Origin of the sequence: Pseudomonas taiwanensis, assembly GCF_013393345.1 — a bacterium.
In the GTDB taxonomy this organism is placed as follows: domain Bacteria; phylum Pseudomonadota; class Gammaproteobacteria; order Pseudomonadales; family Pseudomonadaceae; genus Metapseudomonas; species Metapseudomonas resinovorans_C.
In genome coordinates this window covers 185,175-196,951 of the sequence record NZ_QJRF01000061.1, presented here as the reverse complement: position 1 = coordinate 196,951, position 11,777 = coordinate 185,175, and the positions used below count along the sequence as shown (strand labels likewise).

9 protein-coding genes are annotated in these 11,777 nt (G+C 61.8%); all 9 read left to right on the top strand.

What is annotated here, in order from left to right; all coding sequences use genetic code 11:
• Nucleotides 1–70 precede the first annotated feature (70 nt).
• The 9 genes from bamA to accA all read left to right on the top strand — a co-directional run bounded on the left by bamA (nucleotide 71) and on the right by accA (nucleotide 11,740).
• Nucleotides 71–2,422, top strand: a complete 2,352-nt coding sequence (gene bamA, locus DM872_RS15325) for an outer membrane protein assembly factor BamA (protein ID WP_179060287.1) — start codon at nucleotides 71–73, stop codon at nucleotides 2,420–2,422.
• Between the two features lie 42 nt (nucleotides 2,423–2,464).
• Nucleotides 2,465–2,968 (top strand): OmpH family outer membrane protein, encoded by a 504-nt coding sequence (locus DM872_RS15320; protein ID WP_179060286.1) that lies wholly within the window; start codon nucleotides 2,465–2,467, stop codon nucleotides 2,966–2,968.
• Nucleotides 2,968–4,029 carry a UDP-3-O-(3-hydroxymyristoyl)glucosamine N-acyltransferase gene (gene lpxD / locus DM872_RS15315; protein WP_179060285.1) on the top strand — a complete coding sequence of 354 codons (1,062 nt, stop codon included), beginning with the start codon at nucleotides 2,968–2,970 and terminating at the stop codon, nucleotides 4,027–4,029. Before DM872_RS15320 ends, lpxD begins: the two co-directional genes overlap by 1 nt.
• Before the next feature lie 48 nt (nucleotides 4,030–4,077).
• Nucleotides 4,078–4,518 (top strand): 3-hydroxyacyl-ACP dehydratase FabZ, encoded by a 441-nt coding sequence (gene fabZ / locus DM872_RS15310; protein ID WP_077527680.1) that lies wholly within the window; start codon nucleotides 4,078–4,080, stop codon nucleotides 4,516–4,518.
• Nucleotides 4,515–5,291 carry an acyl-ACP--UDP-N-acetylglucosamine O-acyltransferase gene (gene lpxA / locus DM872_RS15305; RefSeq protein WP_179060284.1) on the top strand — a complete coding sequence of 259 codons (777 nt, stop codon included), beginning with the start codon at nucleotides 4,515–4,517 and terminating at the stop codon, nucleotides 5,289–5,291. The genes fabZ and lpxA overlap by 4 nt, the downstream gene beginning before the upstream one ends.
• A gap of 4 nt (nucleotides 5,292–5,295) precedes the next feature.
• Nucleotides 5,296–6,429 (top strand): lipid-A-disaccharide synthase, encoded by a 1,134-nt coding sequence (gene lpxB, locus DM872_RS15300; protein WP_179060283.1) that lies wholly within the window; start codon nucleotides 5,296–5,298, stop codon nucleotides 6,427–6,429.
• Nucleotides 6,429–7,031: a ribonuclease HII gene (gene rnhB / locus DM872_RS15295; protein WP_179060282.1), complete on the top strand. Its 603-nt coding sequence runs from the start codon at nucleotides 6,429–6,431 to the stop codon at nucleotides 7,029–7,031. The genes lpxB and rnhB overlap by 1 nt, the downstream gene beginning before the upstream one ends.
• Nucleotides 7,032–7,137: 106 nt before the next feature.
• Nucleotides 7,138–10,662 (top strand): DNA polymerase III subunit alpha, encoded by a 3,525-nt coding sequence (dnaE, locus tag DM872_RS15290; protein ID WP_179060281.1) that lies wholly within the window; start codon nucleotides 7,138–7,140, stop codon nucleotides 10,660–10,662.
• Between the two features lie 127 nt (nucleotides 10,663–10,789).
• Nucleotides 10,790–11,740: an acetyl-CoA carboxylase carboxyl transferase subunit alpha gene (gene accA / locus DM872_RS15285; protein WP_179060280.1), complete on the top strand. Its 951-nt coding sequence runs from the start codon at nucleotides 10,790–10,792 to the stop codon at nucleotides 11,738–11,740.
• Nucleotides 11,741–11,777: the final 37 nt, after the last annotated feature.

Here is an 11,777-nt window from a genome sequence, read left to right as displayed (position 1 = left end):
TCACTGAATTTCGAGTCTGCCGCCTTGTGCGGCAGATTCTTTATTACCGGTTGGAATAAAAAAGGACTTCATGAAACGCCTGCTGCTACCTGCGGTGCTTGCCGCACTCATGATCGCCGAGGTTCACGCCGAGTCCTTCAACATCTCCGACATTCGCGTCAACGGCCTGCAACGGGTTTCGGCTGGCAGCGTATTCGGCGCACTACCGCTCAACGTCGGCGACACCGCGGATGACCGCCGTCTGGTCGAAGCCACCCGCGCACTGTTCAAGACCGGTTTCTTCCAGGACATTCAACTGGGTCGCGATGGCGACGTCCTGGTCATTACCGTAGTCGAGCGCCCGTCGATTTCCAGCATCGAGATCGAGGGCAACAAGGCCATCAGCACCGAAGACCTCCTCAAGGGCCTGAAGCAGTCCGGCCTTGCCGAGGGTGAAATCTTCCAGCGTGCGACCCTCGAAGGCGTACGTAACGAACTGCAGCGCCAGTATGTGGCCCAGGGCCGTTACTCCGCCGAGATCGAGGCAGACGTGAACCCGCAGCCGCGCAACCGCGTAGCGCTGAAGATCAAGATCAACGAAGGCTCCGTTGCCGCCATCCAGCACATCAACATCGTCGGCAATACCGTCTTCCCCGATGAAGACCTGATCGACCTGTTCGAGCTGAAGACCACGAACTGGCTGTCCTTCTTCAAGAACGACGACAAGTACGCCCGCGAAAAGCTCTCCGGTGACCTGGAGCGTCTGCGTTCCTATTACCTGGACCGCGGCTACATCAACATGGATATCTCCTCCACCCAGGTATCCATCACCCCGGACAAGAAACACGTCTACGTCACCGTCAACGTGGACGAGGGCGAGAAGTACACCGTTCGCGACGTCAAGCTCTCCGGTGACCTGAAGGTTCCCGAAGACGAAGTGAAGAAGCTGCTGCTCGTACAGAAGGGGCAGGTCTTCTCGCGCAAGGTGATGACCACCACGTCCGAACTGATCACCCGCCGCCTGGGTAACGAAGGCTATACCTTCGCCAACGTCAACGGCGTGCCGGAACCCCATGACGAAGACAACACCGTTTCCATCACCTTCGTGGTGGATCCGGGCAAGCGTGCCTACGTCAACCGCATCAACTTCCGCGGCAACACCAAGACCGAAGACGAAGTACTGCGTCGCGAAATGCGCCAGATGGAAGGTGGCTGGGCTTCGACCTACCTCATCGACCAGTCCAAGACCCGCCTGGAGCGCCTTGGCTTCTTCAAGGAAGTCAACGTCGAGACCCCGCAGGTGCCCGGCACCGACGACCAGGTCGACGTGAACTACACCGTGGAAGAACAACCGTCCGGCTCCATCACTGCCAGCGTGGGCTTTGCCCAGAGCGCCGGCCTGATCCTCGGCGGCTCCATCAGCCAGAACAACTTCCTGGGTACCGGTAACAAGGTCAGCATTGGCCTGACGCGTTCCGAGTATCAGACCCGCTACAACTTCGGCTTCGTTGACCCCTACTGGACGCCGGACGGCGTGAGCCTGGGCTACAACGCCTTCTACCGCAGCACCGACTACGACGACCTCGACGTGGACGTGTCCAGCTATGCGGTGGACAGCTATGGTGCGGGCATCAGCATCGGCTACCCGATCAGCGAAATCGGTCGACTGACCTACGGCCTGACCGTGCAGCAGGACAAGATCAACACCGGTATCTACACCGTCGACGAGATCTTCGACTTCATCGAACAGGAAGGCGACAGCTACCTGAACTTCAAGGGCTCCATCGGCTGGTCCGAATCGACCCTGAACAAAGGCGTGCTGGCCACTCGCGGCCATTCCCAGAGCCTGGTGCTGGAAAGCACCATTCCGGGTAGCGACCTGTCGTTCTACAAACTCGATTACCGCGGCCAGCTGTTCACTCCGCTGAGCCAGAGCACCGCGCTGCGCTGGCACACCGAACTGGGCTACGGCGACAGCTACGGCTCCACGTCCGAACTGCCGTTCTACGAGCATTACTTCGCGGGCGGCTTCAACTCCGTACGCGGCTTCGAAGACAGCAGCCTGGGCCCGCGCAGTACGCCGAGCCAGGGCACCAAGCCGGGCACCGCGTTCGACCCGGACCAGGATCCGCTGCCCTTCGGTGGTAACGTGCTGATCCAGGGCGGTGTCGAGCTGCTGTTCCCGCTGCCGTTCGTCAAGGACCAGCGCCAGTTGCGTACTGTGCTGTTCTGGGATGTGGGTAACGTGTTCGATACCAGTTGCTCGTCCACCGCGACCAACTGCAGCAGCATCAACGCCGGTGACCTGGCCAGCTCCGTGGGTGTGGGCCTGACGTGGATCACAGCGCTGGGGCCGTTGAGCTTCAGTCTGGGCATGCCCGTCAAGAAGCCGGACAATGCCGATACCCAGGTATTCCAGTTCTCCCTGGGCCAGACCTTCTAAGTATTATTTCAAGACAACAGTATGTGTTGCAGGAGTTGCATCGTGCGTAAGTTGACTCAATTCGTTCTGGTTGCCGCTGCCATGCTGGCGACTCCGGCCTTCGCGGAAATGAAGATCGCGGTACTGAACTATCAAATGGCCCTGCTCGAATCCGACGCCGCCAAGAAGTACGCGGTCGACGCCGAGAAGAAGTTCGGTCCGCAGTTGAACAAGCTGAAAACCCTGGAGAGCGACGCCAAGCGTATCCAGGACCGTCTGGTGAAAGACGGCGAGAAGATGCAACAAGCCGAGCGCGAACGCCTGGAGCTTGAGTTCAAGCAAAAAGCCCGTGACTTCCAGTTCCAGTCCAAGGAGCTGAACGAAGCCAAGGCTGTTGCTGATCGCGACATGCTCAAGCAGCTCAAACCGAAGCTGGACAAGGCTGTTGAAGAAGTCCTGAAGCAAGGCAGCTTTGACCTGGTGCTGGAGCGTGGTGCTGTGGTTGACGTCAAGCCTCAGTACGACATCACCCGCCAAGTCATCGAGCGCATGAACCAGCAGCGTTGATGATGACGACTCCGGTCTTCACCCTCGGCCAACTGGCAGCGCGTCTCGGAGCCACCGTGCGTGGTTCCGAGGAAAAGGCAATTACCGGCCTGGCTACCTTGCATGAGGCCGGTCCCGGCGACCTCAGCTTCCTGGCCAATCCGCAGTACCGCAAGTTCCTCGCTGACAGTAAGGCCGGAGCGGTATTGCTGACCCCGGCTGACGCCGAGGGTTTTGCCGGCGACGCGCTGGTGGTGCCAAACCCCTACCTGGCCTACGCCGAGCTTTCCCACCTGTTCGATCCGAAGCCCAAGGCCCAGCCAGGCGTCCATCCGACCGCAGTGGTCGCGGCCGATGCCAAGGTGGATCCGAGCGCCAGCATCGGTGCTTATGCAGTGGTTGAGTCCGGCGCGCAGATCGGCGCTGGTGTGACCCTCGGTGCCCACTGCGTAGTAGGTGCCCGTACCGTGATCGGTGAAGGTGGTTGGCTGGCGCCCCGCGTTACCCTCTATCACGACGTCAAGATCGGCAAGCGTGTGGTGATCCAGTCCGGTGCCGTGATCGGCGGCGAGGGCTTCGGCTTCGCCAATGAAAAGGGCGTCTGGCAGAAGATCGCGCAGATCGGCGGCGTCACCCTGGGCGACGACGTGGAAGTGGGGGCCAACACCACCATCGACCGTGGTGCCCTCTCCGATACCCTCATTGGTAACGGGGTGAAGCTGGATAACCAGATCATGATCGCGCACAACGTGCAGGTGGGTGACAACACCGCCATGGCCGGCTGCGTGGGCATTTCCGGCAGCACCAAGATTGGCCGCAACTGCATGATCGCCGGCGGTGTGGGCATGGTTGGCCACATCGAGGTCTGCGACAACGTGTTCGTCACCGGCATGACCATGGTGACTCGCAATATCACCGAGCCGGGTGCCTATTCTTCCGGTACCGCGATGCAGACTGCCGCGGATTGGAAGAAGAGCGCTGCCCGGATCCGCCAGTTGGACGACATGGCGCGTCGTCTGCAGCAACTGGAAAAACGCCTGGCGGCAGTGACCCCGGGCGGGGATGCTTCATCAGAAGCGTGATTCACGCAGCGCCGTGCATCCCCAATCCTCTGAAAAGGCTCCAGGAACATGATGGACATCAACGAGATTCGCGAATATCTGCCGCACCGCTACCCTTTCCTCCTGGTAGATCGGGTGGTGGAGCTGGATGTTGAAGGCAAGCGCATTCGCGCCTACAAGAATGTCAGCATCAACGAGCCCTTCTTCAACGGCCACTTCCCGCAGCATCCCATCATGCCGGGTGTGCTGATCATCGAGGCCATGGCCCAGGCGGCCGGCATCCTTGGTTTCAAGATGCTCGATGTCAAACCTGCGGACGGCACGCTCTACTATTTCGTGGGTTCTGACAAGCTGCGCTTCCGCCAGCCGGTGCTGCCGGGTGATCAACTGATCCTCAGCGCGCAGTTCCTCAGCGTCAAACGCGGCATCTGGAAGTTCGACTGCCATGCCAGCGTCGATGGCAAGGAAGTATGCTCGGCCGAGATCATCTGTGCGGAACGCAAACTATGAGTTTGATTGACCCTCGCGCCATTATCGATCCGGCAGCCAAGCTGGCGGATGGAGTTCAGGTCGGCCCCTGGTCGATCATTGGACCCGATGTGGAAATCGGCGAGGGGACCGTGGTCGGACCGCATGTGGTCATCAAGGGACCGACCCGTATTGGCAAGCACAATCGCATCTACCAGTTCTCTTCGGTGGGTGAAGATACGCCGGACCTGAAGTACAAGGGTGAACCCACCCGTCTGGTGATCGGTGACCACAATGTGATCCGCGAAGGCGTGACCATCCATCGTGGCACCGTGCAGGACCGCTCCGAGACCACCATCGGCGACCACAACCTGCTGATGGCCTATGTGCATATCGGTCACGACAGCGTGATCGCCAATCATTGCATCCTGGTGAACAACACGGCGCTGGCCGGCCACGTGCACGTGGACGATTGGGCGATCCTCTCCGGCTACACCCTGGTTCACCAGTTCTGCCGTATCGGCGCCCACAGTTTTTCCGGCATGGGCACGGCCATCGGCAAGGACGTTCCGGCATACGTCACGGTCTTCGGCAACCCGGCCGAGGCCCGCAGCATGAACTTCGAAGGCATGCGCCGTCGTGGCTTCAGCGCTGAAGCCATCGCCGCCCTGCGCCGTGCCTACAAGGTGGTTTATCGCCAGGGTTTGACCGTGGAGCAGGCGTTGGCCGAGCTGGCCGAGTCCTCCGCACAATTCCCGGAAGTGGCTGTTTTCCGCGATTCCATCCAGTCCTCGACCCGCGGCATTACTCGCTGACCACATGAATCGTCCATTGCGCATCGCGCTGGTTGCCGGCGAGGCGTCCGGCGATATCCTCGGCTCCACCCTGATGCACGCGCTCAAGGCGCGCCACCCTGATGCCCAGTTCATTGGCGTTGGTGGCCCGCGCATGCAGGCAGAGGGGCTGGAATCCTATTTCCCAATGGAACGCCTGGCGGTCATGGGCCTGGTGGAAGTGCTCGGGCGCCTACCGGAATTGCTGGCGCGTCGCCGTCGGCTCATCCAGACCCTGATCGACGAGCGTCCCGATGTTTTCATTGGCATCGATGCGCCTGATTTCACCCTTGGCGTCGAACTCAAGCTTCGTCGTGCCGGTATCAAGACCGTGCATTACGTCAGCCCTTCGGTCTGGGCATGGCGGCAGAAGCGCGTACTGAAGATCCGCGAAGGCTGCGATCTCATGCTCACGCTCTTCCCCTTCGAAGCGCGTTTCTATGAAGAGAAAGGTGTCCCGGTTCGATTCGTGGGCCATCCGCTGGCCGATGCCATCCCGCTGGAGGCCGACCGCGCCGCTGCGCGCGTGGCGCTGGACTTGCCTGAGGACGCACCTGTGGTAGCGCTGCTGCCCGGTAGTCGCGGCGGGGAAGTCGGCAAGCTGGGGGCGTTGTTCCTCGATGCCGCCGAGCGTCTGCGGTCGCTTCGTCCCGGTATCCGCTTCGTCCTGCCTTGTGCCAGCCCCGAGCGGCGGGTTCAGATCGAGGCGATGCTGGCGGGTCGCGACCTGCCCTTGAAGTTGCTCGACGGCCGTTCCCATGAGGCGCTCGCCGCTTGCGATGCAGTATTGATCGCATCCGGCACAGCGACTCTGGAAGCGCTGCTGTACAAGCGTCCGATGGTCGTGGCCTACAAGGTGGCGCCGCTGACCTATCGGATTCTCAAGCGCCTGGTGAAAAGTCCCTACGTGTCCCTGCCCAACCTGCTGGCCCAGCGCCTGCTGGTGCCTGAACTGCTGCAGGACGCCGCCACGCCTGAGGCGCTGGCCCAGGCCATTTCGCCGCTGCTCGACGACGGCGAGATACAGACCCATGGCTTCGATGTCATTCATCGCGCCCTGCGCCAGGACGCCTCGCGTGAGGCGGCCGACGCTATCCTGCAATTGATTGGAGTGTCTTGATGCAACTCGGCCTGGATTTCAGCCTGGTGGAAGAGTTGGTGGCCGGTGTCGACGAAGTCGGCCGTGGCCCGCTCTGTGGTCCGGTGGTGACCGCCGCCGTGATCCTCGACCCGGCACGGCCGATCCTCGGTCTGAACGATTCGAAGAAGCTCTCCGAAGCCCGTCGCGACGCCCTTTTCGACGAGATACGCGAAAAGGCCCTGGCCTGGTGCATCGCGCGTGCGGAGGTGGAGGAGATCGATCAGCTGAATATCCTTCACGCCACCATGCTGGCCATGCAGCGCGCCGTTGAGGGGCTCAGCGTGACGCCGAAGCTGGCCCTGATCGACGGCAACCGTTGTCCCAAGCTCAAGGTGCCCAGCGCTCCGGTAGTCAAGGGCGATAGCCAGGTTCCGGCCATCGCCGCCGCCTCCATTCTGGCGAAGGTCAGCCGCGACCGTGAAATGGCCGAACTGGACGCAATCTACCCGGGCTATGGCATCGCCGGGCACAAGGGCTATCCGACCGCTGTTCACCTGGAAGCCTTGCGTCGACTGGGGCCGACATTGATCCACCGTCGCTCTTTTGGCCCGGTTCGGGCGCTCATCGAAGGCGTCTTCTGACGCCCTCCGTCGCGCCTATCCGCGACCTCGCCCCAAGCCTGTAGCTTTGTCCGAGGGCCCGGTACAATCCGGGCCTTGTCGTTTTCGCGTTTTGCATAGGACTTCCATGACCGCTTCCTTCGTCCATCTGCGTCTGCATTCCGAATACTCCCTGGTAGACGGCCTGGTACGGGTCAAACCGCTGGTAAAGGCAGTGGCGGGAGCAGGTATGCCGGCGGTGGCGATCACCGATCAGAGCAACATGTGCTCGCTGGTGAAGTTCTACAAGACCGCCATGGGCGGCGGGATCAAGCCCATCTGCGGCGCGGACATCTGGCTGGCGAGTCCCTTCGAGGATGGTCCCCTGAGCCGCATGACCCTGCTGGCGATGAACGCCAAGGGGTACCGCAACCTCACTGAACTGATTTCCCGCGGCTGGTCCGACGGCCAGAGCAATGGCCTCGTGATCATCCAGCGCGACTGGGTGAAAGAGGCTGCTGAAGGCCTGATCGCCCTGTCTGGTGCCAAAGAGGGCGAGATCGGCATGGCCCTCCTCAACAATGACCCGGCGAGCGCCGAGGCCATGTTGGCCGAGTGGCAAGGCGTTTTCCCCGACCGCTTCTACCTGGAGCTGCAGCGTACTTCCCGCGTCAACGACGAGGAGCACGTACATGCCGCCGTTGCCCTGGCCGCCCGCTGCGGTGCGCCGCTAGTGGCCACCAACGACGTGCGCTTCATCAAGGCCGGCGATTTCGAGGCCCACGAGACCCGCGTTTGCATCGGCGAAGGCCGCGTTCTCGATGACGCGCGCCGTCCGCGCAATTACTCCGACCAGCAATACCTCAAGTCGCCCGAGGAAATGGCCGAGCTGTTCGCCGACATTCCCGAAGCGCTGGAAAACACCGTCGAGATCGCCAAGCGCTGCAACATCGAAGTGCAGCTGGGCAAGCACTTCCTGCCGGACTTCCCCACGCCCAACGGCATGAGCATCGGCGACTACCTGCGCCATGCCTCCTATGAAGGGCTGGAAGAACGCCTGCTGGTGCTCTGGCCGAAGGACACCACGCCGGATTACGAGGAGAAACGCCAGCTCTACATCGATCGCCTGGAGTTCGAACTGGGCACCATCATCCAGATGGGCTTCCCCGGCTACTTCCTGATCGTTGCGGACTTCATCCAGTGGGCCAAGAACAACGGTGTGCCGGTAGGACCGGGCCGGGGCTCGGGTGCGGGCAGCCTGGTTGCCTATGTGCTGAAGATCACCGACCTCGACCCATTGGCCTACGACCTGCTGTTCGAGCGCTTCCTCAACCCCGAGCGGGTATCCATGCCCGACTTCGACGTCGACTTCTGCATGGACGGCCGCGACCGGGTGATCGACTACGTGGCCGACAAGTACGGACGCAACGCGGTCAGCCAGATCATCACCTTCGGCTCCATGGCGGCCAAGGCCGTGGTGCGCGACGTGGCGCGGGTGCAGGGCAAGTCCTACGGCTTGGCTGATCGCCTGTCGAAGATGATCCCCTTCGAAGTCGGCATGACCCTGGAGGCAGCCTTCAACCAGGAAGAGGTGCTGCGGGACTTCCTCAAGGTTGACGAGGAAGCCCAGGAAATCTGGGACATGGCCCTCAAGCTGGAAGGCATCACCCGGGGTACCGGCAAGCATGCCGGCGGTGTGGTTATCGCGCCGACCAAGCTTACCGACTTCTCCCCGATCGCCTGTGATGAAGAGGGCGCCGGCCTGGTGACCCAGTTCGACAAGGACGACGTGGAAGCCGCTGGCCTGGTGAAGTTCGACTTCCTCGGCCTGCGTACCCTGACGATCATCAAGTGGGCCATGGAGATGATCAACCGGGAGCAGGAGAAGCTGGGCAAGCCCCTGGTCGATATCGACCGTATCCCGCTGGACGACAAGAAAACCTACGACATGCTGCAGAAGGCGGAGACCACCGCGGTCTTCCAGCTCGAATCGCGCGGCATGAAGGAGCTTATCAAGAAGCTCAAGCCCGACTGCCTGGAAGACATGATCGCCCTGGTGGCGCTGTTCCGCCCGGGCCCGCTGCAGTCCGGCATGGTGGATGACTTCATCAACCGCAAGCACGGCCGTGCCGAGCTTTCCTACCCGCACCCCGACTACCAGTACGCGGGCCTCGAGCCGGTCCTCAAGCCCACCTACGGCATCATCCTGTATCAGGAGCAGGTGATGCAGATCGCCCAGGTGATGGCGGGGTACACCCTCGGCGGTGCAGACATGCTGCGCCGTGCCATGGGCAAGAAGAAGCCCGAGGAAATGGCCAAGCAGCGTGGGGGCTTCATCGAAGGTTGCTCCAGCAACGGCATCGACCCCACCCTCTCGGGCAACATTTTCGACCTGGTGGAAAAGTTCGCCGGCTACGGCTTCAACAAATCCCACTCGGCCGCCTACGGCTGGGTTTCCTACCAGACCGCGTGGCTCAAGGCGCATTTCCCGGCACCCTTCATGGCCGCGGTACTCACTGCGGATATGCACAACACTGACAAGGTGGTGACGCTGATCGAAGAGTGCCGGCACATGAAGCTGCGCATCGTCGCCCCCGACGTGAACAACTCCGAGTATCGCTTCGCCGTCGACAATGACGGCCAGATCGTCTACGGCCTGGGCGCCATCAAGGGCGTGGGCGAGGGCCCGGTGGAGGCGATTACGGAATGCCGCGCCGAAGGCGGTCCGTTCAAGGACCTGTTCGACTTCTGCAACCGCGTCGACCTAAAACGCATCAACAAGCGCACCCTTGAAGCCCTGATTCGCGGCGGTGCCCTCGATCGTCTCGGTCCGTTCTTCAGCAACGAACCCAAGGCCTATCAGGCGGGCATCGACCGCAACCGCGCGGTGCTGCTGACAGCCATGGAGGAAGCCATCCAGGCGGCGGAGCAGACCGCGCGTAGCCATGACAGTGGCCATATGGACCTCTTCGGCGGCCTGTTCGCCGAGCCTGAGGCCGATATGTACGCCAACCACCGCAATGCCAAGGAGCTGTCCCTCAAGGAGCGCCTGAAGGGCGAGAAGGAAACCCTGGGGCTGTACCTCACCGGCCACCCGATCGACGAGTACGAAGGTGAGATCCGCCGCTTCGCCCGCCAGCGCATCGTCGAACTCAAGCCTGCGCGTGACACCCAGATCATCGCTGGCCTGATCGTCAACCTGCGGGTGATGAAGAACAAGAAGGGCGACAAGATGGGGTTCATCACCCTCGACGATCGTTCCGGTCGCATCGAAGCCTCGCTCTTCGCCGATGCCTTCAACGTTGCCCAGGGCCTCCTGCAGACCGACGCCCTGGTGGTGGTGGAAGGGGAGGTCAGTCATGACGACTTCTCCGGCGGTTTGCGCTTGCGGGCCAAGCGTGTGCTGAGCCTGGAAGAGGCGCGTACCGGCTTGGCTGAGAGCCTGCGCATGAAAGTGGATTTCAGCGCCCTGCAAGGTGATCGTTTGCGCTGGCTGGCCGAGCTTTGCGGTCGCCATCGCGGCTCCTGCCCGCTGACCCTGGACTACAGCGGCAATGACGCGAAGGCCGTGCTGCAGTTCGGCGACAACTGGCGAATCGCACCGGCTGACGCTTTGATTCAGGCATTGCGTGACCAGTTCGGGCGCGACAACGTCTTCCTGCACTACCGCTGATGCGAACGTGATTGCACGCTCGTAGCGGCCCGATTTCGATTTGATCTCGACCCGAACGCGCCCGATCCCTTAAGGTAGGGCGCCAAATGGAACCAGCCGCCTGGCCCCAAGCGCACGACGGAAGCCTATGAACCCGAACTTTCTGGATTTCGAACAGCCCATCGCCGATCTGCAAGCCAAGATCGAGGAGCTGCGTCTGGTCGGTAACGACAACGCGCTGAACATCACCGACGAGATTTCCCGTCTGCAGGAGAAGAGCAGCGCGCTCACCGAAAGCATCTTCGGCAATCTCACCAGCTGGCAGATCGCGCAACTGGCGCGCCATCCGCGTCGGCCTTACACCCTCGATTACATCGAGCACATCTTCACCGAGTTCGACGAACTGCACGGCGATCGTCATTTCTCCGACGACGCCGCTATCGTTGGCGGGGTTGCCCGTCTGAACGACGAGCCGGTCATGATCATCGGCCACCAGAAGGGCCGTGAGGTGCGCGAGAAGGTACGCCGCAACTTCGGCATGCCGCGCCCCGAGGGTTACCGCAAGGCCTGCCGCCTGATGGAAATGGCCGAGCGTTTCAAGATGCCGATCCTGACCTTCATCGACACCCCCGGCGCCTACCCGGGTATCGATGCCGAGGAGCGCGGCCAGAGCGAAGCCATCGCCTGGAACCTGCGTGTCATGGCCCGCCTGAAGACCCCGATCATCGCTACTGTGATTGGTGAGGGTGGTTCCGGTGGCGCGCTGGCCATTGGTGTCTGCGACCGCCTGAACATGCTGCAGTACTCCACCTACTCGGTGATTTCGCCCGAAGGCTGTGCATCCATCCTGTGGAAAACGGCCGAGAAAGCTCCGGATGCGGCCGAGGCCATGGGCATCACCGCTGAGCGCCTGAAAGGCCTGGGCATTGTGGACAAGGTGATTGCCGAGCCTCTGGGCGGCGCTCACCGTGACCCGGCGACCGCTGCCGAGTCGATCCGCAAGGAGCTCTCCGAGCAACTGAAGACCCTGCAGAAGCTCAACAACGAGGATCTTCTGGCGCGTCGTTACGATCGCCTGATGAGCTACGGCGTAGCCTGATCCCGCTTCAGGCTGCAAAGATCGGGCCCCGGCTTTA